The sequence below is a fragment of the Candidatus Aquiluna sp. UB-MaderosW2red genome (genome assembly GCF_900100865.1).
In the GTDB taxonomy this organism is placed as follows: domain Bacteria; phylum Actinomycetota; class Actinomycetes; order Actinomycetales; family Microbacteriaceae; genus Aquiluna.
Map to the genome: position 1 here is coordinate 1,641,156 of NZ_LT627734.1, position 22,649 is coordinate 1,663,804.

A 22,649-nucleotide genomic window follows, 5' to 3' on the forward strand; every position below is an offset into this window, starting at 1 on the left:
ACAAGGCTTGGTTTCAAGTGCCACCCAGCGAAGACACACTTCTAGATTGGTATCTATTAGTGAATTTGTCGCCAGATTAGTTATCGGCAGATGTCAACTTAAAAGAGTTTAGGCGTTAAACCCACACAATGCAAAGGGCTTTTTAGGCTAAGAGCCAGTGCTTCCAAGTATTCTAGAAACCATGAGTGAATCCCGCATTTCAAAACGAATCGCAGCCATCGCCGAGTCCGCAACTCTTAAAGTGGACGCCAAAGCAAAAGCCTTGAAGGCCCAGGGCAAGGACGTCATTTCCTTCGCCGCGGGAGAACCGGATTTCGCAACCCCTGCCCACATAGTCGAGGCAGCACTTGCGGCCGTTAGGGACCCCAAAAACCACCGCTACACCCCTGCCGCAGGGCTCCCGGAATTGCGCGAAGCAATTGCCCTCAAAACCAAAACCGACTCCGGCACCGAGGTTTCTGCGACCCAGGTGACTGTCACCAACGGTGGCAAGCAAGCGGTTTACCAAGCCTTCGCGGTGATCCTTGATCCGGGTGATGAAGTGCTCGTGCCAACCCCTTATTGGACCACATATCCTGAGGCAATCAAGCTTGCCGGAGGCAAGCAGGTCGACGTGTTTGCGGGTAGCGATAAAGACTATAAGGTCACCGTCGACCAATTAGAAGCCGCCTATAACAAAAACACCAAGGCGCTTTTGATGTGCTCACCATCGAACCCAACCGGAGCCGTCTACACAAAACAAGAGATTCTCGACATCGGAAACTGGGTTGCCTCAAAGCCAAACCTGTGGGTTGTGTCCGATGAGATTTATCAAAACCTCACCTATGACGGGGCCTACGCCCACTCAATAACCGAACTGGTTCCTGAAATTGCGGACCGAACGATCATGGTCAACGGGGTTGCCAAGACCTATGCCATGACCGGTTGGAGACTCGGCTGGATGGTGAGCCCGGTAGATGCCGCTAAAGCTGCGAACAACCTGCAGTCTCACCTAACCTCCAATGTCTCCAACATCTCGCAGCGTGCTGGCATAGCCGCCCTCACCGGAGACCAAGCCCCCGTAAAGGACATGCTTCTAGCTTTTGACCGAAGGCGCCAGCTTGCGGTCAATGAGCTGAATAGGATTCCAGGGCTTGTGACCCCGATGCCAAAGGGTGCCTTCTATGTTTACGCAGACGTCTCGGGCCTATTGGGCAAGAGCTATCAAGGCGTAATGCTGAACAACTCTCTGGAACTTGCTGATTTTGCCCTAGAAAAGGCAGAGGTTGCAATGGTCCCGGGTGAAGCCTTTGGACCGAGCGGATATCTAAGACTGAGCTATGCCCTAGGCGATGACCAGTTGCTAGAAGGCATTCAAAGACTGCAGAAGCTATTTAGCTGAGCCCAATAGCGATTCCCAATTGCTTGGTGGGTCGCCCTGCTCCAACATCTTTTCAAAAATCAAGTAGGCATCTGTTTTTGAACCATACGCTCGCAAGGACTCTTCGTCATTGAACCAGCTGTAGATGATGATCTTCGATTTCGAATCAAACCTAAAAAATAATCGATATTGCTGGAGAAACTTGGCTCGTCTCCATGCACGATTAGTCGAGCCTAAAGTGTTTCCTAATTGAAATTCTTTGCCCGCAGGATTTGAGGGAACAACTTCTCTAAAAATACGAGAGAGTGCCTTCAGTCTTTTGGCTTGATTAGATGTCTTAAAATTTTCCTCATGCAAGACCTTCATGGCACCCTCTCGCAAGTCTTGGTAAGCGATCTCGAAATGACGGTCCCCGAATAGCTGCCAGCCGTCTTGCGCACCGAGCTTCATCACCTGAGATCATCGTTCGGGTCCAAAGGCTGATCGAGGTCCACCTCAACATCACCGACAAGAGCATCGATCTCCGCAAACATCACCTCTCCTAGAGGCTTGAGTTGCTCCGGGTGATTTTCGTGGTCCTGCTCGATGAATTTGAGCCAGGCCAAAAGAGTTGGAGAAAATTCCTCCTGAGACTCGGGCGCCTTAGGCTCTCTGCGACCCAGGACGATATAGCCATCATCCGACTTGAGAAACTCAATTGTGTCGCGTTTGTTGAGCCCGAGCTCCTGACGAACAAAAGCAGGGATCGTGGTTTGAAACCGATCGGTGAGCTTTGAGACACCTAAAAAACGAAAAGGATTCTTCATGACCCGATGGTAATGCATTTGCATTACCATCGCTACTTTTTTAGAAACCGATCAGGTTTGGTTCGGGGACTAGGTTTATCCCCCAGCGAGCTGCTACTCGCTCCTGAATAAGTCTCGCTAGTTCAAGAATCTGGGTGCCACTGGCGCCACCCTTATTTATGATTGCCAAGGCGTGCTTAGCGGATATTCCGGCATTGGAACCGGGGAGGCTGTAGCCCTTGGGGAATCCAGCCTGCTCAATCAGCCAGCCAGCGGAGAGCTTCACGTCTCCCGATTCCATTTCCCAGCGCTGCATGTCTTCCGGGTACTCCAAAGCCTTGTTATAGCTCACAACGGGATTTGTAAAAAAGCTGCCACAGCTCACGCTGTCAAAATCCTCGGGCTTTACAACCATGCCCTTCGAGCTTCGAAGCTGAAGCACGGTGTCGCGCACCACCTGCAAGGGCAGTTGAGACCCGTAAGGCTCGCCGAGGTGATTGGTGATTTGACCCGAGGCCATCGGAACGCTCATGCCACCTAGTTTTTGCAGCCGGAATTCCACCCAACCGATTACGCCTTGAAGCTCGTGCTTTAGGGCGCTATCACGATAATTGAATTCGAAGAAAGAGGCAGGCTTGATTTCTACCAGGTGGGTTGCTTTATCCAAGAATTCAACCTGAGTAATGACTTGCGAAACCTCTTGACCATAGCCGCCCACGTTTTGCACCGGAGTGGCCCCTGTTGAGCCAGGAATCCCACTCATTGCCTCAACCCCCGCATAGCCACGACTGACACACCAAGCCACAAAATCATCCCACCACTCACCGGCTTGCACGCGAATCAAAGCTTCGGTTTCAGTTTCCGAAACAACTTCGATGCCCTTATTGGCGACGAAAATAATGTTTAGATCGCGCAGGTCATCAGCAAAAACGGTGTTTGACCCTCCTGCTAGGACATGAAATTCTTCATCACTCAACCAAGCTTCAATTGCGGCTTCGTAGAGCTCTTGGGCGGTTTCACAAACGTTCATGCTAGCTGGAACACCGCCCACCTTGATGGTGGTGTAATTGGCGAGCGCCGAAGTTTTAATCAGAGTCAAAGCTGCACCCAAACCTGGGCTTTACCCAAAACAGTGTTCTCTTCAAATGTCACAGTCAAATCAATTCTTACCCTGCGAGTTTCTTCTTCCAGAGCGGCGACTTTTGCAATAACCAAAAGCACGGCTTCGCCATTGGCTGGCACGACAACCGGCCTCGTGAATCGAACCCCGTAGTCGATAATCTTGCCGGCGTCCCCGAGCCATGCAACAACCGGCTGAATTGCGAGCCCCATGGTTAGCATGCCGTGAGCTAGCACCCCCGGTAGGCCAACCGATTCGGCAATGTCATCGCGATAGTGAATGGTATTAAAGTCCCCCGAAGCCCCGGCATACCGCACCAAAGAATCTCGAGTTAGTGAAAAACTCTCTTCGGCAATCACTTCGCCAATTTCCAACTTGGAATAATCAGCCATTAGCCACCCCGAACCACAAGTGTCGATATTGCAGTGCAGACCAGCTTGTTAGCTAAATCAAATATCTCCGTATCGAAGGTAACCATATGGTTCCCACCAAGGCTCTTGACGCTTGAGACAGTGAGCTCACTGGTGAGCTCATCGCCCGCGATGATGGGTCTTTGGTAGACAAACTTCTGTTCACCATGGACCACTCGGGAAAAATCAATCTGGGCTTCTGGGTCTGCAAGCACTACCGCGAGACTCTGCTCTTGAATAACGACAGGAAAAGTCGTTGGGACAACCAGGTCTGCATGGCCGTTAGCCTTGGCAAACTCCAGGTCAAGGCACTCTTTGGGGGCCATCACAGCTCTAGCGAATTCGCGCACTTTTTCGCGACCTACTAAATAGCTTGGCGTTCTTGGGTAGCGCTTGCCTTGGATATCTGGATTGACCATCGAATAAGGCTACTCCAAGCTCATCGTGCGCATCCCAAGCAACCGGGACCAGTGCTCAGAAGTGTGTGAATTGTATAGTAGTGAGTGTGTGAATTGTATAGTAGTGAGTGTGTTTATTGTATAGTAGTGAGTGTGTTTATTGTATAGTAAGGGCAGGATGAATAAAGTAAAGCGCCTGATCGAGCCAGCCCTAGATGACCTGATGAGCTTCTCACCCGCCGTGGTTATCGATGGTCCAAGAGGGGTTGGTAAGACCACTTTGGGCAAGTCCAGATCCAGCGCATATTTGAATCTTGAAGTTCCAGCCATCAGAGAGCTGGCTCAAACGCAGCCCGATGAAATCCTGGCGGGCACTCCGCCAATTTTTATTGACGAATGGCACCTGGCCCCAGAGATTATTGGCGGGGTTCGAAGATCGGTAGATGCAAATCGCCAACCGGGACACTTCCTGCTAGCTGGCTCGCGACCAGCAAGCATGCCGCATTCTGGCATTGGAAGGCTCAGCTACTTGAGACTCAGGACTATGACGCTGCAAGAACGTGGCATCTCAGAACTCAAAGTCATGATGTCAGATTTAGCCAAGGGTCTAAAGCCAGTTTCAACTCGGGCATCACTGGAGCTCAAAGATTACGCTCGCGCAATTGTCACCTCCGGCTTTCCGGCCTTCTTTGATCTACCGGAAGAGCAGGCCAGGTTTGAGCTTTTCAGCTACCTAGCGATAATGTCCGAGGGTGACTTGCAAGATATCGGTGCCGAAGTGCGCAGACCGATCGCATTTAGGAATTGGTTGCGCTCCTATGCTGCAGCCACAGCGACCACCGCGAGCTATGAAAGCATTCGCAAGGCCGCTCGAATGGATTCCGATTCCACGCCGGCGCGAAACACCACTGATTCTTACTTTGACTTATTAAAACTGCTTCGGATTATTGATGATGTGGAAGCGTTCCCATTGGCCGCCAGCTCACTTAGACGGGTGCATCAGGGTCCCAAACACGGGTTGGTGGATCCGGGCCTCACCGCTTCGCTGCTGGGATTGAATTCAAGTCATCTAATGCTCGGGCACCCGGGGAGCGGAAACCGATTGATACTCGGGCAGCTTTTTGAGTCACTGGTCACTCTTCACCTAAAGACCCATGCAGCTCTCAACCAAAGCACCCTAAGCCACTATCGCGAGTGGGACGGCCGCTCAGAAGTTGATCTAATTCTGGAGGCTGCTAATGGCGACCTGACGATAATTGAGGTTAAATTATCAGCTGCCGGAGTCAAAGAGTCAGGCCACTTAGAGGCGCTGGAAAAGTCTCTCGGGGGTCGAGTGAAAGCAAAAATAATCATTACTGCTGGCCAAAACATCTTGACGCTGCCTAACGGCGTGGCCGTGGTCCCCCTCGGGGCGATTGATTTTAGTTGAAACCCGTAGGGGTTTTGTAAATGTTGGTAGCTGAGGCGGGGCACGATCCCGCGACCTCACGATTATGAGTCGTGCGCTCTAACCAACTGAGCTACTCAGCCACGAACTAAAGCAAGTGACCTCACCAAAGAACGAGCCCCGAGACAGGATTGAACTGTCGACCCCTTCCTTACCATGGAAGTGCTCTACCACTGAGCTATCGGGGCGAAGCCTAAAAGGCGACCGCAAAAGATTACCACTAGCGGTGGGCGCTCGGCAACCGCCAAATCTGAAGATCTAGTGCGACCGACTCATAGCGAATCTTTCCACCCACCACTTTGAGTACCCCATTTCCGAATAGGTTCTCAGCATTTTCCGCGCCACTTAGAGAATCTTTTGGAAATTCAATCTTGCGATCTTTACCCCTTGCGGCAATTACCAGGATTGATTCGGTCTTGGATTCGCGAATAAAAACCATCGCCTCTTTCGAGGTGTAGAGCCAGCGCATGGAACCCTCAACCAGTGCGCGGTGCTTTTTCCTAAGCGCAGCGAGGGTCGAATAGGTTGAAATCATAGAGGAATCAAAGGGACGCTCGTTATTCCAAGGAATCGGAGTTCGAGAGTTCTCTCCGTTATATCCATCCAAACCAAACTCATCACCGGCGAATATCATCGGGATTCCGGGGAATGTGAACTGCAAACCGGCGGCAACTCGCTGCGCCCCCTGAATTGCAAACGTCTTGAACCTTCCGGTGTCGTGAGTATCCAAGGCATTGAGGTTGTGCATTCTGAGCTGCCAAGGGAATGTGCCGGCAAAGCTCTGGTGCAGCTGCATGAACTGAGTGCCCGAGATTCCCTTGCGACCCGGCCCCATTTGATTCTCTTCGAGTTCTTGGCTGGGATCCCATAGCCAGCGCCAGGTCGGCCTGGTGAAATTGGCGTAAGTCATGGTGGACTGATAACTATCGCCCTGAACCAAATTGGCCGCATCCGAGGTAAATTCGCCAATTAGAAATGTGTCCGGGTTTATTTCATCCATCGTATTTTTGATGGTCCTAGCTACTTCTTGATTAAAGTCATCACCGCGAATTTTGCCGGTCATGTTTGCAACATCGATGCGCCAGCCATCCAGCTCGAACGGAGCCTTGAGCCAGCGGGCCACGACCGACTGCTTGCCCAAGATGAAACGCCTCTTGAGTTCTGCCGAGTTCCAGTTGAACTTTGGTAGCGACTTGACTCCCCACCAGCTGTCATATTCGGAGTTCTTATTGGTGAAGTAATAAAACTCAGACTCTGGAGCCTTCGGGTTTCTATAAGCTGCCTGAAACCATTCGTGCTTATCCCCCGAGTGATTCGCGGTCAAATCTCCCATCACCTTTAGCCCCATCGAGTGGGCCTTTTTCACCAAGTCACTCAGTGCCTTATTTCCGCCCAAAAGCGGATCAACCTGGGTGAAACTGGAAGAGTCGTAGCGGTGGTTTGACCCGGCTGGGAAAAAGGGAGTCAGGTATAAAATGCTGGCACCAAGTTTTTTGAGGTGATCCAAGTGCTCCTCAACACCCTTTAGGTCGCCGCCAAAGAGTTGTTGCGAGGTGCCGGGGCCCTGGCCGATAACCTCATCGCCCCAGGCTTTGGGGATTGCCCAATCCGGCAATTCACGCTTTGCTGCCGCGGTACTTCTGGCAAAGCGATCTGGAAACACTTGGTAGAGCACGGATCCGGTAGCCCACTTCGGCGCTTTTGGATGCGTGTTTATTTTAAAGTCATCTCGATCAGGCTGGTCAATCTCGTGCAAACCAAGCGGGTTGAGCCAAAAGCTGCTGTTATCTTCAAGCTCAATAAAAAAGCGGTAATGGACCTGGGGGTTGAACATTTCAATCGACCCCTCGTACCAATCCCAACCGTGGCGGGTGTAAATCTTTTTTAGTTTGGGGGCTAGAAAGTTTTCACCAGAATCGCTTTGGCGAATCAGGACCTGACTTACCTTGCCAAGCGATGAGTGAATTCGCACTTTTAGCTTTAGCTTCTCCCCTACTTTCGGCGACTGGTTCCGAACATAGAGGGTTGATCCATCATGGTGGGGAGTGTGAGCTAGGTGGTTAATTACTGCCATTTATATTTACTCGAGTCCTAGCCTGCTGGCCAAATTTCGAGCCATTTCACTCCACAGTAAATCTGGGTCGGAAGCTCCCTGGATGATCTTGACTTGAGCCAATCCCCACTCAAACCAAATCTGGGAAAGCTGTTCGAGAGTCGGTAACGGCACCGCGGTATTGGCCGCCTTTATAAAGCCCCTGGTGGTTGAAGAATCAATCTCACCTAAGAACGCCTCGGTTACCGGCTGCTGCCCAGAGGTCAAATAAACCAGCTTTTGAAACTCGCCCGAAGCAAGATACTCACTCAGAAATAATTCAGCAGTCTCTTTTGCCGAAGAGGCTTGGGTGATAAAAAACCCGCGAGTTGTCAAAAAGGAAGTGGCTGGACTTTCTCGAAGCGCTGGAACATCGTAGATTGCCAAAGGAATAGCATCGCCCAGTTGGGGTATTAGCCATGGACCACCCAAAAGGCAATTTGCTTCGTTATTCAAAAAACTGTTCACGGCCGCCTGGCTGGACTGCAGTTTGAAACTGCTCCTGTTCTCCCCCAGCCAGTTCGCGAAAGCCGAACCCCCGGGACCACCAAAATTCAGCTTTGCAAGATCGTCACCGAGTTCATCCTGCAAAAACACGCTCGCACCAAAAGATGCCTGCAGGGCATAAAGGTAATAAGGGTCACCGTTTTCGAGCACCGGCAACGGGGCCTCTTTGGTCGCAACCTGGCTCCAATCAGTGGGCTGATTCGGCACCTGATTTGAGTTGCAAATTAGAGCAATATTCTCGGCGGCGTATGGATAGCCAAACTGCTTGCCCTGATAGCCAAATGACCGAAGGCTCGGGGCTTGAAACTCGAGGGCCGGCTCGGATTGGACTGGATAAATCAAGCCTTTATCTTGGAGCGACCTGACCCAGGTGCTGCTGCCAGCGAAAAGATCAGGGGGGTTTAGGCCAGTCTCAATCTCGTCACGAATATCAAAAAAGCCTTTTTGGGTAACGGTGACCGAAACCCCATAATCTGCCTGAAACTGCTTGGCCGCTGCTGCTAGCGACTCGAGCAGCTCTTCACCAGCCCACACTTCAATCGATGACAGCTCCCTGACTTTAGATTGGGTCAAAGAAGGCTCGGCATCGGGATTCGTTTGCACACTCTGGCATCCGGTTAGCGTGAGCGCCAGAACAAGCAAACTCGAACCAATAATTACCTTGCGCATGATTTCCCGTCTAGCTACCGACCCAATAATGCCAGATGAATGAAGAAGAGGCCCTTAGCCCTTCACGGACCCGGCAGCGAGCCCACTAATAATGAAGCGCTGCAGTGATAAGAATATCAAAACAATCGGTATGGAAGCCAGAATCGAGCCAGCCGCGAAGGCTCCCCAGTTCTCTGAATACTGCCCCGAAACAAACTGCTGTAGACCAACCGCAACGGTCCGAATATCCATGTCCACTAAAAACAGCCTGGCCAAGATGTACTCGTTAAAGGTCCCGATGAAGCTCAATAATGTGACAACAGCCAATACCGGCGCAGCCAGCGGGATAAAAATCTGCCAGTAGGTTTGCATCGCACTGGCACCGTCTATCTTTGCCGCCTCATCAATCTCAATCGGAATTGAATCCACGAAACCCTTCAATAGCCAAATATTGACGCCCATTGCACCGCCAAGGTAGATGAGAATAAGTCCATTCTGGGTTCCTAACCCAAACTCGGGTGCAAAATTGCCGATTCCCTCCATGATCAAATAAATAGCGGAAATCGCCAAAATCGCCGGGAACATTTGAATCAACAGCAGCGCCTGAAGCCCCAGCTTTTTACCCTTAAACCGCAGCCGGCTGAATGCGAATGCGGAGGCAGCACCGATCACAACCGAGATAATCGCGACCGAACCGGCTATGAACAAAGAGTTATACATCCAGCGCAGGTAGGGGATGTTCGGGTCGTTGAAAAGTTTTTCGTAGTTCACAAGCGAAAACTCAGTGGGCAAAAACGAAGTTAGCTGCAGCGAACCACTCGAGCGGAATGATGTCAGCACCACTAAATAAAGCGGGAACAGCGCAAACAGAACGGCAAATATAGCTACCAGGTGACGCCACGCTTTTTCTCTTAGCCAAACCATTAGATGAATTCCTCCAATACTCTGGAGCGCCTAATTCCGTAAAGGGAAATAGCAGCAACCAAAATAAATATCACAACGGAAATTGCTGAAGCCAGCCCCAGATCCTGAACCGAAGAACCGAAGGCAATTCTGTAGGTGTAGCTGATCAGGATGTCTGTCGCACCAGCTATCTCGCCGTCCAGGGCATTTCTAGGTCCGCCCCCGGTGAGCAAAAATATCAGGTTGAAGTTATTGAAGTTGAACGCGAAAGACGCAATCAAAAGCGGTGTGAGCATCTTTAGTAAAAGCGGCAAGGTGATCAGCCGGAAGATTTGCCTGCCATTGGCTCCATCAATAGTCGCAGCCTCAGCCAACTCAGGAGGAATTGCCTGTAAGGCCCCGTTTGAAATCAGGTAGAAATACGGAAAGCCCAGCCAGAGATTCACCACTAAGACCGCCGCCCGAGCAAAGTTTGGATCCAGGAACCACGCGATCTTGGTGCCAAATAGTGCGTTAATGGCGCCGAATTCAGTGTCGAACATCCCTCCCCAAACCAGGATGCTCATGATGCTTGGTACCGCATAGGGCAAAATTATGATGAGACGGTAAAAGCGACGCCCAATCAGGGGCTTGTCTAGCGCCAGTGCAACCAATAGTCCAAGTGCAAACTGGGTTACTACGGTTGAAACAGCAAATATCATCGTCCAAATAAAGACTCCGATAAATGGACCTCGGATGTTGTCATCGGTGAAAAGAGAGAAATAGTTCTCAAACCAAATTGGCGAGCGCCAGCCTGGTGAAAGGCGGTCTTCTGTGTCCGCAACATTCTCGTAATTGCCGCGGCCATTATCTACGTAGATAGCCCCGGTTTCCAGAGCTTTAAAGGTGTCGGATGTCGCATCATATTCATAGGCTGGCTTGAACGGGATGGCAACCTCAAAACCTTCAAGTCCCAGGAAGAAGCCCTCCGGACCAGCGAACTTGACCTGAGCCAGGGCCTCACCCTGAGCCGCCAGCTGATCCTCGGTGAGCTTTTCAAACCCAGGCGTGTTAACGGCGATTCCCAGATCTGGATCTAAGGTCACCATGTCCTGGGTCAGCGGGGTGATTTTATTGTCGGTAGCTAAGAAGAATTCGCCGCTTAGGTAGTCGGTGGCTAAAAGAGCCAATTGGCCATCTGAAGTTTCACCAATTACGACATCAAAACTAAGACCTGACTCGTCCGCCACGAATGAGTCGGATTGAATCCGCTCCAGAGCCTGAGGCTTATCAACATAGTTTCCCGTTTTGAACTGAAAACCGGACATCACCAGGGTGTAGCCAATCGGCACCGCAACAAAAGCAGTGAGAAGCAAAATACCCGGGATAAAAAACTTCATCGGGACAGAAATTGAGGTGAAGTAGACAACGGCGATGATGCCTATGGCCAAAGCTACAAAGATAGCAATTGCGTACTCGCCAGCTGCAAAAGCACTGATTGCGATTGTGCCTAAAAAGGCAAGGGTGAGGCTGACAAATATGATCTTTAGCGTCACCGCCAAGGCGGTGCCTTTGAATAACTTCATGAGTTCCCGATCGGGGTTTTAGGCAGGCTCAGAAGGGTCAAGGGACCCTTCTGAGCCTGCTTTTCAGCCTTTCAATTTCAAGTGGTTACTTGAGACCGGCCGCGCGGTTCTTTACGAAGATGGCGTTCAACTTCGTCACTGCTGTTTTTGGTGCAATGTTCTTGACTAGAACGTCATCCCAGAATGCAGGAAGTGCGTCCCAGTAGGACGTTCCGCCAGCAGCACCATTCAAGATGCTGCCAATCTGCGGGATCGACGCTACTGCTGCTGCGTTGCCGAAGCCTTTTTGAGCGGCTCCAGCCTGAGATGCTGCCTCTTTGTTGGCTGGCGGGCGCTGCTCAATGTTCTGGTAAATAACCTGTCCACCGCTTGAGGCGAAGAAGCGGGTTAGAAGCGACTTAGCAGCCGCATCATTTCCGTTGGTCTTGGCGAAAGAAGTGAGAAGGGCGCCACTGACGCTTCCGAAGGCTGAACCAAACTTGCCCTTGGTGACCCCTGGAACCGACATGAGGTTATTCATTGAGAAACCCTTCATGGTGTAATCCTTCCACTCCCAGTTTCCGATGATTGCGTAAGGAACTTTTCCTGCTAGGAAGTTGTCCTTGCAGCCAGTGTCGGTGGCTGGGAAAAAGCCATTGCTCTTGCCGTTTGCTCCAAGCAGGTTCTTCTGGATGTTTGCTGCAACAGCCGCTGGAACTGGAGTCGCTTTCGAGTTCACTTTTCCAGAGAACATCGTGTAGGCGTTGCCGCCTAGAGCGCTAATCACTGGGTGGGCACCGAAAGACATGCCTCCGCCAGCCACACATAGCCCGGCAACCAACTTATTTTTGGTCTTGGTCGAGGTGTAAAGCTTCACCATGTCACCAAAGGTTTCGGGCTTCTTGTTGCCGGTTAGCTTGGTGTTTACCAGCATGGCGACGTTGTTGATGTCAACTGGAACACCGTAGATCTTGCCCTTGTAGGTAAGGTCAAACCAGTTGTTCGCGTTGAAGGCCTTGCGAACTGCCGCAGACGGTGTGAATGGGGCCAGCTTTCCATTAGCCGCGCCGGTTGCAACCCAGTCGTTGGCGCCAACAATGATGTCTGGGCCATCTTTGGTCACGTTGTCGACCGCAAGCTTCAAAGCGTCAAAGCTTGAGAATGCTTGAACCTTGATCTTGTAACCAGGCACCCACTCGCCGCCTTTTTGATCGTCTAGTGTTCCAAGCACCTTGATCAGGTTCGGACCGCGAGACTCATCTGCCCAAACCGTGATGACCTTGTCGTCCGCCGAGGCAGGCAGTGCTAATAAAGATGAAGCAGCGAAGCCGAGAGTTAGGGCTAGCGCAACAACCTTCTTTGATTTCATTTTTCTCCTTATTTCGTCGCAACGTTGCGACGGCTGGATAATATAAACACTCTGTAAAGGCTTACAGTCAAGGCATTATTAATAAGATTTATAACATAATGATTACGAGTTTCTTTGCCGTTTGGAAGCTAGTAACCTAGGCGTCAATAGCTAAGGGGCCTGCACGCCTGCAAGCGTTTACAGTTTGACTCAGATCAAGGAGTGGTTTTCAATGCCCACAGAAGCGAAGTGGTGGCAGTCTGCCGTCATCTACCAGATTTATCCGCGCTCGTTTGCCGATGGCGATGGCGATGGCATGGGTGACCTGAAGGGCATTACTCAACGCCTTGACTCATTGGCCTCACTGGGGATAGATGCGGTTTGGTTTTCACCGTTTTTTCGCTCTCCTCAAAAAGATGCCGGCTACGACGTCAGCGACTATAAAGACATCGATCCGCTATTTGGAACCCTGGGTGACTTCGATACCATGTTGGAAAAGGCCACTTCTTTAGGAATCCGGGTGATTGTGGACCTAGTGCCAAACCACTCCTCTGATCAGCATGCCCTATTCCAGGCCGCTCTCAAGGCCGCGCCCAACTCTCCGGAGCGCGACATGTACATGTTCCGTGATGGCAAAGGCGATTCGGGCGAACTGGCTCCAAACAACTGGGAGTCAGTATTTGGAGGGCAGGCTTGGACCAGAATCACAGAGCCAAATGGCGAATTAGGGCAGTGGTATTTGCACATCTTCGACAGCTCGCAACCGGACTTTAACTGGGAGAACGAGGCGGTCAAACTCGAGTTTGATTCAGTGTTGCGCTTTTGGCTAGACCGCGGCGTGGCGGGGTTCCGAATCGACGTCGCTCACGGCATGGCAAAAGCTCCTGGCCTGCCTGATCTCAAGCAAAACCTGAGCACCATGACCGGTCTAGAAGATAAAAACTCCCAGGCTCACCCGTTCTGGGGCCAAGATGCGGTGCACGACATCAATCGCCGCTTCCGCAGCGTGCTAGATGAATATGACGATCGCGCGATGTGTGGCGAAGCTTGGCTGCCAACTATAGAAAAGATGGCCAAGTGGGTTAGGCCTGGCGAATATCACCAGACCTTCAATTTCAACTACCTAGAGACTCCTTGGGACAAGGCAAAACTCGAAACAGTAGTAAATGAATCACTTATCGGTTTTGGAGCAGTTGGCGCTCCCAGCACTTGGGTGCTGTCGAATCACGATGTGATTCGTCATGCCACCCGCATGGGTTATGACAAAGTTCCGAAACAGGGCGATGGAATAGGGCCGAATTACCCGCAGCCCGATGAGGCCAAGGGCCAGCGAGTATCCAGAGCTGCCACCGCATTCATGCTGGGTTTACCTGGTGGGGCCTACCTCTACCAGGGCGAAGAACTAGGCCTTCCAGAACACACCACCATCGAAGCCAAATATCGTGAAGACCCAACATTCTTCAGAACTAAGGGCGAGCGGGTTGGTCGCGACGGTTGCCGAGTCCCAATCCCCTGGGAGGCTCATGAACCGGCCTTTGGTTTCAATAAGACCGGAGAGTCTTGGTTGCCGCAGCCGGCAAGTTACCAGCGTTACGCCAGGGACACTCAGGAGGGCATTGCAGGCTCAACCCTTGAGCTTTATAAGCGTCTGCTAAAGGTGCGCAAAGAATTCGACATGGGTAACGGTGAACTAATTTGGGCCCCGGAACACGCCTCTGAGAATTCGCTTGCCTATAAAAATAATGGCGTCTTAGTGTTGGCAAACTTCACCGGCAGTGCCATCTCAATGCCGGCCGGTGAGCTATTAGCAACCACTCAGCACGACCTATTGGTGGAAGAGGTACTTGAGCACGACCAAGTGGTCTGGATCAAACTCTAAAAATGGCCCGGCACATTGCCATCGAAGGATACAAGTGGTGGCGCTCGGGAGTTATTTACCAGATTTACCCGAGGTCGTTTGCGGATTCCAGTGGAGATGGCATCGGAGACCTTAGGGGTATTACCCAACGCTTAGATGTGCTTGTTGATCTCGGTGTTGATGCGTTGTGGCTGAGCCCGTTTTACACTTCACCACAAAAAGATGCCGGCTATGACGTGGCTGATTATTGCGACGTGGATCCACTTTTTGGTACGCTCGCTGACTTTGATGAACTGATGAAAACGGCTCACCTAAAAAACTTGCGCGTGATGATCGACCTGGTTCCAAACCACACCTCAGACCAGCACCGGTGGTTTCAAGATGCCCTGAATTCCAAACCTGGTTCCAAAGAACGCGAGTACTACCACTTCAAAAATGGCCTCGGCGATAATGGCGAATTGCCACCAAATAATTGGCTCTCAATGTTTGGCGGGCCGGCTTGGACCAGGTGTGAAGATGGCCAGTGGTTTTTGCACCTCTTCGACTCCTCTCAGCCCGATCTGAACTGGGAGAACCCTCTAGTTCGAAGTGAATTTGAAGCGATTCTTCGCTTCTGGCTCGATCGCGGTGTTGATGGTTTCCGAGTCGATCAGCCGCATGCGATGGCCAAAGCGGCTGGATTACCAGATCACCCCTATGTCGATGAAGCCGGTGCCGGGTTTATTGAGGGTCGCGAAGCTCCGCCGATGTGGTTTCAGGATTCGGTCCATGAGATATTTAGAGACTGGCGCAAGATCCTCGAGAGCTACCCTGGCCAAAGGGCAATGTGTGGCGAGGCTTACGTTCTGCCACTTAGCTTGATGGCGCTTTGGGTTAGGCCCGATGAATTTCACCAAACCTTCAACTTCCGTTTTCTAGATGCCGGTTGGAATGAAGCCGCCATCACCAGTGCGATAGACGAATCATTTGAGGCATTCGACTCGGTTGGAGCTCCGAGCACTTGGGTCTTGAATAACCACGATGTGATGCGACATGTCTCAAGGTTCGGTGGTAATTACGGCCGAGCCACAGCCTCGGATGGCATTGGAATTAATGACCCCCAGCCTGATAATGAAACCGGGCTGGCAATCGCCAAGGGTGCCACCCTTTTTATGCTTGGCCTTCCCGGAGCCAGCTACCTATATCAAGGTGAAGAGCTCGGGCTGCCAGATCACACCACCCTCGAGGATGAGTACCGCCAGGACCCAACCTTTTTAAGAACCAATGGCAAAAGACTAGGCAGAGACGGCTCTCGAGTCCCGCTTCCCTGGGAAAAGGGCAACCAATCAAATGGTTTTAGTGAAACCGGAGCATCTTGGCTACCACAACCCTCAAGCTACAAAGCCCTTTCCAGAGACCAGCAACTCAATGTGGCCGACTCGACCCTCGAGTTTTATAAGGCGGCCCTGCGGCTAAGAAACGAACTAAAACTCGGTGAAGGCTCTTTTGATTGGGTGAATCAAGGCGAGCTTTTGAGCTATAAAAATGGCGAGACACTAATAATTCACAACTTCTCAGACATACCAAAACGGCTTCCCGCAGGAAGGTTGTTGCTAGCCAGCGCCGAATTATTTGAGGGCTTACTTCCGGCTCACGCCAGCTGCTACCTCAAGGTTTAGTCGGCAAATTCTTTTCTTGGCCACCAGAACTTTTTACCCAAGATAAACGCCATCGCCGGCACAATTACTGTTCTGACCAAAAGAGTGTCCAAGAGCACTCCGATGCAAACTATGGTTCCGACCTGTGCCAAGGCAATTAGTGGCAACACCCCGAGCACCGCAAATACCGCAGCCAATAAAATTCCAGCTGAAGTAATAACGCCACCGGTTGCACCAAGGGCGATCCGCATGCCCTCTCGCGTGCCATGCTTGCGGGCCTCTTCTTGGGCACGGGTGACCAGAAAGATGCTGTAGTCAACCCCAAGTGCCACAAGGAATAGAAACGCCAGGATAAACACGGTTAGATCTAGGGCGGGGAACCCAAATATGTTTTGGAAGATAAACCAGCTCACGCCCACTGCCGCAAAGAAAGAGCCGACCACTGCAACCAACAGAAGGACCGGGGTCAAAAGTGACCGCAACAAAAGAATCAGGATCAGGAACACTGAGATCAGAATCAGGGGAATCAAAAGCGCTTGGTCACGGGCGGTGGCATCCTCAGCATCTAGAGTGCTGGCATCTTGACCGCCCACTAACGCGATCGCCTCGGTAGGCAAAATATCCAGCGCGCTTCTTAGCTCGCGAATAATCAAGAGCGCCTCGGCGGATTCTGGATCAGCAGCAAGCACAACATCTACCTGGGTGATGCTGCCATTGGTCGCTCCAGTTCTGACCTGATCAACACCCGCCACACCCTGGGCAATCTCAATCGCCTGATCAACTTGCGGGTTGGAAATAATCATTTGAGTCGGAGTGGCAGAACCTGCTGCAAAGCTCTTTGCCAAGACCTCTTGACCCACCACGGCTTCTGGTTTCTCGATAAAGATTTCGTTTGCGCTCAAGCCGGTTTTTATGCCTAGGCCCCCGGTGGCCAAAACGGCCAAAATGGCGACTCCGGCTGAGGCAACTATTACTGGGCGCTTTGAAACACCCCGGCCAAGTCTGGCCCAAAGAGAATTTTCAAAGGGGTTTTTACTTCCCACCTTGGGAATCAGTGGCCAAAAGATTCCGCGTGGGAAGATCACTAGTGCAGCAGGCAAAACTAGAAGCCCAGCAATCATCGCCACCACGATGCCTACTGCTGACACAAGACCTAAAACCTGGCGACTCTCAATCTCCGCCAGTAGCAACAATGCCAGTGCCACCGCAACCGTTGAACCGGAAGCCAAGATGGCGGGGCCTGCGCCACGAAGTGCGACTCGCATCGCTTCGCGCCTATCAACATAGGTCAAGAGCTCTTCTCGGTAACGCGCAATTAGTAGCAGGGCATAGTTTGTCCCAGCGCCAAACACCAGCACCGACAAGATTCCGGTTACCGAAGCATCGGGTGTAAAGCCAAGCCCCTCGGCAACCCTTCTGGCCAAGATCCCGGCCATGCCATCGGCCACCCCAACAACCAATAATGGAATCAACCACAAAACTGGAGAACGGTAGGTAATCAAAAGAAGCAGCGCCACGACAGAAGCAGTGACCGCCAAAAGACTAAAGTTTGCGCCCGAAAAGATTGACCCGATGTCTTTGATAAACGCCTCGGGGCCTGTCACATAAACCGAGATACCCGCCGGCATGTTTTGGGGCGCAACCTCGCGCATGGCATCAACCCTCTGAATCGTGACATCAAAGTCATCGCTTTGGGCCAAGGGAACCGAAATCAAGGCCGTGGTGCCATCTTCAGAGATCACCGCAGGCGGCACGAATTTCGCGCCCCCCACCTCTAAATTAGTAAATTCAACAAACTTCTCGCTGGCCCCACCAGCTGGCAATTGGGTTACTGGATCAAACTCCCCTTGCAGCCATAAAAGTTGAGCTTCGGAGAATTTGGCATCGGAGGCGTAAACGATAAAAACTGCCGAGCCATCATTGGCTGGCAGCTCGTTTTGGAACTTAGAGACCTGAACCGACTCCTCACTATCTGGCAAGCCGTTAGTTGGGGTGGTGGCCTCGGATTCGGTATTCAGTGCCCCAAAGGCCAGCACTGCAAATATCAAACCAATCAGCATCGTTACCGGTGCAGTTTTTTTGCCAGTTAGAAACTTCAGTAAGCCGTTCATTTATGCTCCGATGTTTTTTTCTAGGAAATACAAATCGGGAGAGTGGGACCCCCAAAACCTAAAAACCCCGATTTCTCGGGGTTTAGTGGCAAGTGAGGGATTCGAACCCACGAAGTCGATGACAGCTGATTTACAGTCAGATCCCTTTGGCCGCTTGGGTAACTTGCCAGCGCACCGCACTCGCGTGGAGGCGAATGCGATGCTTCCAAAGTTTATCGGCAAAATGCCTTGGTTGGAAACCAGCTGTGAGCTTTAGTTCAACTGGCCAAAAAAGATGGGTATGTTTCCGCTAACCGCCAACAAAGAAGACGGGGCATGGGGATTAAACTTCTGTGCCGCAATTGACACATCTGACCGAACACAAAGTGACCAGCTAATTCTTCTAATTTTTCGTCAGTGGAAAATCAATTGACAAGAAAAAACGAAACTGATCGGAAAGTGTTGCTTAATTAGCTTAAGTAAAGGTGTATTCTTTTTACCACGGCTAACTAATCGTGACAGATCGCGACATGGCTATAAATCCTAAGATTTTAGGTAACTAAAAGTGTTCTCCAAAACGAAGTCCGATTTTCGGATGTCAATTTCTTTTTTCACAATAACTAGCCTTTTGACCCTGGGGGTCGTTGGAATAACAGCCTCCCCGAGTTACGCGGCCTCCCCGACTGGTGTGAACCTTGCTGGCGCGGCTAACTTTGCGGTTCTGGCCAAGACCTATGTCACCACTGGTGCCACCAGCACCATCAATGGTGATATTGGTGCCGGTGCTGCAATCACCACAGGTGCCACCAGCACCCACGAGGGCAGCCTCTACGCTGGAGCTGCCATCACAACGGGCGCTGGTAATTCAATAAATGGAAGCCTTTATGCTGTTGCTGCAATCACCAATGGCGCTTCAACCAAAATCGAGGGTTCGCAGAAATCAAGCCAGCCTGGAGTTTCGCCACTTTTCTCCAGCGCCATGTCTGCCATGGATGCGGCAATTGCCGATGCTAGCGCTCGCACTTCGACCGAAATTAGCTCTGAGCTCGGCGGAACCACTCTTTTAGCCGGTGTCTATTCCGGAGCTCCTGCAGGATTTTTGACTCTCACCGGGACCATCACCCTGGATGCCAGAAATGATTCCAACGCAGTGTTCATCATCAAGAGCCCGACCTATTTAGCCGCGGCGGCTAGTAGCCGAGTGACCTTGGTAAACGGTGCCAAAGCTAGCAACGTGTTTTGGCTCACTGGGGGTTATGTTTCGCTCGGAGCTAACGCCTCCATCGCAGGCAACATTCTGGCCTCCAGCTACGTGAGCCTCGGAGCGGATGCTTCGGTGCAGGGCCGGATTTTCTCCCAAACTGGTTACATTCTTTTTGGAACCAGTGGGCCAGGATCCTCCTTTGGACTTGCCGGTATCGGAACCACTGTCATACCCCCGGGTGGAACTGGCACTGGTGGAACTGGCACTGGCACTGGCACTGGCACTGGCGCTGGAACTGGAACTAGTTCAGGACTTATTCCGATTTTGACAACTCCCACCCCAACTCCTGAAGGAGTTAGGTTTCTCATAAGCAATTACGATCCGACTTATACCTGGACCGGAGCTGTGACCAATGGTGGTTTGGTTGGAATTAGTGCTACCGGAGTCGTTACAGTTTCAGGGCTCCCTTCGGGCACTCCATTCACAGCCACCATCATGGCCAGTAAGCCAGGCCTGATTTCTGGCATCAAGAGTGTTTCGGGCAATTCGGCAAACTCGGGCACCGCCTCTGGGGTAATAGCGACTAACGTCACGATTCAGGCTTCTCCAGTGGGAGCAGACACCACTCCAGCGGTAGAGACAGTTCAGGGTCAAACAGTTGATGCTCGCCTGCTTGCTTCGGTAAATCCACCTTCTTACAACAAATTTGAGTACTACAACGCGACCGGCATCCTTACCGATGCACAGGGCAGGCCTCTTGGTGGCGCTGAAGTTACCCTGAGTGGGCAGCGGTTGCTGTTTAGTACTGGATCACTTCACAGCTCCACCCGCCAGAACTTTGCCGTTGGTTCCATCTCCACCCTCACCTCGGCAACCGGCGCCTACTCAGTAGAGGTTCGATCTAACGTCTCTGGAGAACACACGCTTATTGCCAGAAGTGGGGCAGCCATTGGGGCTCAAGTAATAAAGTTCGATGAGGCCTCTGATAAAGCAGGCACTGAGCTAAAGATCGAAACCCCGGACAGCGCTACTGGGACAGCCTTCTCAGTCTCGGTTTCTCTAAAAGACCCCTTCGGGAATAAGGTTCACGCTGCAGCGGCAGGCAAGTTTTCAATCAAGTACGTTGGCCCAGGGGTGGCATCGAGAATCCCAGTAGAGACCGACGCAAACGGATTGGCGAACTTCACTGTATTTCTTAGCCCCACCGATAAGGGGATTGGGACCATCACGGCCACCTATGACGGCGACGCCAACACCGCCACCTTGCAAGACAATATTGTGGTTACCCGCACCATCTACATCGGGCAAGCGGCCCCCGCTTTGCAGCAGATCAGCGTCGGCTCTTTCAAGGGCTACGTGGCAATTTATGCCCTCGGGTATCAAGGTCAACGACTGACCGCAAAAATTGGGAATGACTGGGTCATAGTTCCGGCCATACCGGCCGCACCAGACAACCTTTACCGCTGGGTAGAGCCGGTTGGCTTTGGTGTCGACTGCGTGGTCCGCATCTTTATTGATCGAGTATTAGTGAAGACGGTAAACCTAACTACTAAGTAGTTCGGAGCGCTCTCAGCAACCCAAAACGCTGAGAGCATATCGTTATTAAATCCAATCGAGCCAATCCCACCTAAATGGTGAACTTTCGCTTAGACTCTGGCTACGGCTAACAAGCAGAGGCATCCCTTTGGCTAGCTAGAAATCCTTCGGATTTAGGCTTTTACTCATTCACGCTAAAAAGCGATCAATTTCAATTTCCAGACTCGCAATGTTCGTTGTTGCCTGTCTTGCCTTGGCGAGTGCTGCGTTCTACGCAAACCTGGCGCCAAGTCAGGCTATGTCGAGAATCAATCTGGGCACTGCCGCAAGTTACGCGGTGCTGGCCGGCGGCGCCCTAACCAACACCGGCCAGACCGAGGTCACGGGTGACATCGGAACTTCAAGCTTGGATTTTGCAGGCCAGTCAGGCGTTTCTCAGTCAGGCATTAGCCAGCTTGGCACTTCGGGTTTCACTCAAGCGAAAGCCGATCTGGAAACCGCGCTCCTAGCGGCTAAATCACAAACTGCAACTTCCGATATTGCTGGGGACTTGATTGGGCTCACCCTTCACCCAGGGGCCTACAAATCAGCGGGGGCTCTGTCGCTAACTGGGAACTTGATTCTCGACGCCCAGGGCAATTCGGATGCGGTCTTTCTTTTTCAAGTAGGAGGCGCACTGAACCTGGCTGCCACGGGAAACATTCAGGTTATTAACGGTGGGTCAGCTGACAACGTATATTGGCAGACCGCCGGAGCCGTGACACTTGGGGCTGAGTCAGTCTTTAGCGGCACAGTCCTGACCGAGGCTGCAATCACGGCAGGAGCTGGGGCTTCAGTGGAGGGCAGGCTTTTTTCGCTGATCGGAGCCGTCACTTTGGCGAACAACAGGATTTCTCTTGTACCCATTGCAAACTCGGCTTCGTCGTCAAGCACAACAAGCCCTTCATCTCCCGCAAACACAACAAGTTCGCCATCTTCCTCAAGCATCACCGCCAGCCAGCTCACCAAATCCACCATTAATTTGAAAACTGCTGATAGTTATGCCGTATTTTCTGGAGCTGCACTAACAAACAATGGCGCCACCCGTGTCTCAGGGAATATTGGTGTGGGCCGTGAAATGCCCTTCACCGGAAAAGCTGGTGTAACTCAGGCTTACGGAGTCAAGCACTTAGGTGATAAATCCGCGATGCAAGCCAAAGTGGACTTGCTCTCCGGATACCTTGCGGCAACTAATTTCGCTGCGGTAGAAAGTATCGTTGCGGACCCCATCGGGCTAACTCTGACTCCAGGGTCCTACAAATCAGTGGGCGCGATAGTGCTAACCGGTAATTTGACTCTTGACGCCCAAGAGAATGCGGATGCCGTTTTTCTAATCCAAGTCGGTGGAGCACTAGACCTAGCAACCGCCGGTCAAATAACCATTATTAATGGTGCCCTGCCTGCAAATGTGTTTTGGCTAGTCAAAGGTGCCGTAACACTGGCCGCAGGCACAAAGTTCGTTGGGACAGTGCTAACAACTGGGGCAATAACCGCTGGGGCCGGAGCGTCAGTCACAGGCAAACTGCTTTCGCTCAATGGGGCCATAACTTTGGCCAACAACAACTTGACAATCTTTTCAAACTCAGTCGCACCAGTAGCTGGTTCTGGTTCTGGTTCTGGTTCTGGTTCTGGTTCTGGTTCTGGTTCTGGTTCTGGTTCTGGTTCTGGTTCTGGTTCTGGTTCTGGTTCTGGTTCTGGTTCTGGTTCTGGTTCTGGTTCTGGT

17 protein-coding genes and 3 tRNA genes are annotated in these 22,649 nt (G+C 51.7%); 6 read left to right on the forward strand and 14 right to left on the reverse strand.

The genetic code is table 11. The features are described from left to right. Positions 1 to 181 precede the first annotated feature (181 nt). Positions 182 to 1,381, forward strand: a complete 1,200-nt coding sequence (locus tag BLP47_RS08250; RefSeq protein WP_091853122.1) for a pyridoxal phosphate-dependent aminotransferase — start codon at positions 182 to 184, stop codon at positions 1,379 to 1,381. Here the strand turns inward: BLP47_RS08250 and BLP47_RS08255 are convergent. Genes BLP47_RS08255 through BLP47_RS08275 form a run of 5 tightly spaced genes read right to left on the reverse strand, consistent with a single transcriptional unit; the run spans position 1,370 to position 4,094 of the window. Continuing rightward, positions 1,370 to 1,810 carry a type II toxin-antitoxin system YhaV family toxin gene (locus BLP47_RS08255; protein ID WP_091852688.1) on the reverse strand — a complete coding sequence of 147 codons (441 nt, stop codon included), beginning with the start codon at positions 1,808 to 1,810 and terminating at the stop codon, positions 1,370 to 1,372. The genes BLP47_RS08250 and BLP47_RS08255 overlap by 12 nt on opposite strands. Next, positions 1,810 to 2,166 carry a type II toxin-antitoxin system PrlF family antitoxin gene (locus tag BLP47_RS08260; RefSeq protein ID WP_157671612.1) on the reverse strand — a complete coding sequence of 119 codons (357 nt, stop codon included), beginning with the start codon at positions 2,164 to 2,166 and terminating at the stop codon, positions 1,810 to 1,812. The genes BLP47_RS08255 and BLP47_RS08260 overlap by 1 nt, the downstream gene beginning before the upstream one ends. Positions 2,167 to 2,206: 40 nt before the next feature. After that, positions 2,207 to 3,244 (reverse strand): UDP-N-acetylmuramate dehydrogenase, encoded by a 1,038-nt coding sequence (locus BLP47_RS08265; RefSeq protein WP_157671614.1) that lies wholly within the window; start codon positions 3,242 to 3,244, stop codon positions 2,207 to 2,209. Continuing rightward, complete coding sequence (locus tag BLP47_RS08270) at positions 3,241 to 3,657, reverse strand: MaoC family dehydratase (protein ID WP_091852696.1); 417 nt, start codon at positions 3,655 to 3,657, stop codon at positions 3,241 to 3,243. The genes BLP47_RS08265 and BLP47_RS08270 overlap by 4 nt, the downstream gene beginning before the upstream one ends. Further along, positions 3,657 to 4,094 (reverse strand): MaoC family dehydratase N-terminal domain-containing protein, encoded by a 438-nt coding sequence (locus BLP47_RS08275; RefSeq protein ID WP_091852699.1) that lies wholly within the window; start codon positions 4,092 to 4,094, stop codon positions 3,657 to 3,659. Before BLP47_RS08275 ends, BLP47_RS08270 begins: the two co-directional genes overlap by 1 nt. 157 nt (positions 4,095 to 4,251) lie before the next feature. Between BLP47_RS08275 and BLP47_RS08280 the strand changes: the two genes are divergently transcribed. Beyond that, positions 4,252 to 5,502, forward strand: a complete 1,251-nt coding sequence (locus tag BLP47_RS08280) for an ATP-binding protein (protein WP_091852703.1) — start codon at positions 4,252 to 4,254, stop codon at positions 5,500 to 5,502. Positions 5,503 to 5,526: 24 nt separating this feature from the next. Here the strand turns inward: BLP47_RS08280 and BLP47_RS08285 are convergent. The 7 genes from BLP47_RS08285 to BLP47_RS08315 form a co-directional block, all read right to left on the reverse strand. Beyond that, a tRNA-Met gene (locus tag BLP47_RS08285) sits at positions 5,527 to 5,603 on the reverse strand. 33 nt (positions 5,604 to 5,636) lie between these two features. Further along, positions 5,637 to 5,708, reverse strand: a tRNA-Thr gene (locus BLP47_RS08290). 32 nt (positions 5,709 to 5,740) lie between these two features. Beyond that, on the reverse strand, positions 5,741 to 7,594 hold the full coding sequence (locus BLP47_RS08295; protein WP_091852705.1) for a glycoside hydrolase family 13 protein: 1,854 nt from the start codon (positions 7,592 to 7,594) through the stop codon (positions 5,741 to 5,743). A 6-nt stretch (positions 7,595 to 7,600) separates the two neighbouring features. Further along, complete coding sequence (locus BLP47_RS08300; RefSeq protein ID WP_091852708.1) at positions 7,601 to 8,788, reverse strand: extracellular solute-binding protein; 1,188 nt, start codon at positions 8,786 to 8,788, stop codon at positions 7,601 to 7,603. A 54-nt stretch (positions 8,789 to 8,842) separates the two neighbouring features. Next, entirely contained in the window at positions 8,843 to 9,691 is an 849-nt protein-coding gene (locus BLP47_RS08305) for a sugar ABC transporter permease (RefSeq protein WP_091852711.1), read from the reverse strand. Then, positions 9,691 to 11,235: an ABC transporter permease subunit gene (locus BLP47_RS08310; RefSeq protein ID WP_091852714.1), complete on the reverse strand. Its 1,545-nt coding sequence runs from the start codon at positions 11,233 to 11,235 to the stop codon at positions 9,691 to 9,693. Before BLP47_RS08310 ends, BLP47_RS08305 begins: the two co-directional genes overlap by 1 nt. Before the next feature lie 85 nt (positions 11,236 to 11,320). Beyond that, positions 11,321 to 12,583, reverse strand: a complete 1,263-nt coding sequence (locus tag BLP47_RS08315; protein ID WP_091852717.1) for an extracellular solute-binding protein — start codon at positions 12,581 to 12,583, stop codon at positions 11,321 to 11,323. A gap of 211 nt (positions 12,584 to 12,794) precedes the next feature. Between BLP47_RS08315 and BLP47_RS08320 the strand changes: the two genes are divergently transcribed. Continuing rightward, complete coding sequence (locus tag BLP47_RS08320) at positions 12,795 to 14,441, forward strand: glycoside hydrolase family 13 protein (RefSeq protein WP_091853124.1); 1,647 nt, start codon at positions 12,795 to 12,797, stop codon at positions 14,439 to 14,441. A gap of 2 nt (positions 14,442 to 14,443) precedes the next feature. Then, on the forward strand, positions 14,444 to 16,078 hold the full coding sequence (locus BLP47_RS08325) for a glycoside hydrolase family 13 protein (protein WP_091852720.1): 1,635 nt from the start codon (positions 14,444 to 14,446) through the stop codon (positions 16,076 to 16,078). Here BLP47_RS08325 and BLP47_RS08330 read toward each other — a convergent pair. Continuing rightward, a complete protein-coding gene (locus BLP47_RS08330) occupies positions 16,075 to 18,168 on the reverse strand; it encodes an MMPL family transporter (RefSeq protein WP_091852723.1) in 2,094 nt (697 codons plus the stop codon). The genes BLP47_RS08325 and BLP47_RS08330 overlap by 4 nt on opposite strands. 86 nt (positions 18,169 to 18,254) lie before the next feature. After that, positions 18,255 to 18,336: transfer RNA gene (locus BLP47_RS08335), tRNA-Tyr, on the reverse strand. Positions 18,337 to 18,742: 406 nt separating this feature from the next. Here BLP47_RS08335 and BLP47_RS08340 point away from each other — a divergent pair. Beyond that, positions 18,743 to 20,908 (forward strand): ice-binding family protein, encoded by a 2,166-nt coding sequence (locus BLP47_RS08340; protein WP_091852726.1) that lies wholly within the window; start codon positions 18,743 to 18,745, stop codon positions 20,906 to 20,908. A gap of 208 nt (positions 20,909 to 21,116) precedes the next feature. Beyond that, on the forward strand, positions 21,117 to 22,649 hold a 1,533-nt coding region (locus BLP47_RS08530), incomplete at its 3' end, for an ice-binding family protein (protein WP_091852729.1).

What these genes read in the sequence shown, in the direction of transcription:
- BLP47_RS08270 (WP_091852696.1), bottom strand. Translation starts at nt 3,657, where the DNA reads ATGGCTGATTATTCCAAGTTGGAAATTGGCGAAGTGATTGCCGAAGAG.
- BLP47_RS08315 (WP_091852717.1), bottom strand. Translation starts at nt 12,583, where the DNA reads ATGAAATCAAAGAAGGTTGTTGCGCTAGCCCTAACTCTCGGCTTCGCT.
- BLP47_RS08320 (WP_091853124.1), top strand. Translation starts at nt 12,795, where the DNA reads ATGCCCACAGAAGCGAAGTGGTGGCAGTCTGCCGTCATCTACCAGATT.
- BLP47_RS08305 (WP_091852711.1), bottom strand. Translation starts at nt 9,691, where the DNA reads ATGGTTTGGCTAAGAGAAAAAGCGTGGCGTCACCTGGTAGCTATATTT.
- BLP47_RS08295 (WP_091852705.1), bottom strand. Translation starts at nt 7,594, where the DNA reads ATGGCAGTAATTAACCACCTAGCTCACACTCCCCACCATGATGGATCA.
- BLP47_RS08310 (WP_091852714.1), bottom strand. Translation starts at nt 11,235, where the DNA reads ATGAAGTTATTCAAAGGCACCGCCTTGGCGGTGACGCTAAAGATCATA.
- BLP47_RS08330 (WP_091852723.1), bottom strand. Translation starts at nt 18,168, where the DNA reads ATGAACGGCTTACTGAAGTTTCTAACTGGCAAAAAAACTGCACCGGTA.
- BLP47_RS08275 (WP_091852699.1), bottom strand. Translation starts at nt 4,094, where the DNA reads ATGGTCAATCCAGATATCCAAGGCAAGCGCTACCCAAGAACGCCAAGC.
- BLP47_RS08325 (WP_091852720.1), top strand. Translation starts at nt 14,444, where the DNA reads ATGGCCCGGCACATTGCCATCGAAGGATACAAGTGGTGGCGCTCGGGA.
- BLP47_RS08260 (WP_157671612.1), bottom strand. Translation starts at nt 2,166, where the DNA reads ATGAAGAATCCTTTTCGTTTTTTAGGTGTCTCAAAGCTCACCGATCGG.
- BLP47_RS08250 (WP_091853122.1), top strand. Translation starts at nt 182, where the DNA reads ATGAGTGAATCCCGCATTTCAAAACGAATCGCAGCCATCGCCGAGTCC.
- BLP47_RS08255 (WP_091852688.1), bottom strand. Translation starts at nt 1,810, where the DNA reads ATGAAGCTCGGTGCGCAAGACGGCTGGCAGCTATTCGGGGACCGTCAT.
- BLP47_RS08340 (WP_091852726.1), top strand. Translation starts at nt 18,743, where the DNA reads ATGTCAATTTCTTTTTTCACAATAACTAGCCTTTTGACCCTGGGGGTC.
- BLP47_RS08280 (WP_091852703.1), top strand. Translation starts at nt 4,252, where the DNA reads ATGAATAAAGTAAAGCGCCTGATCGAGCCAGCCCTAGATGACCTGATG.
- BLP47_RS08300 (WP_091852708.1), bottom strand. Translation starts at nt 8,788, where the DNA reads ATGCGCAAGGTAATTATTGGTTCGAGTTTGCTTGTTCTGGCGCTCACG.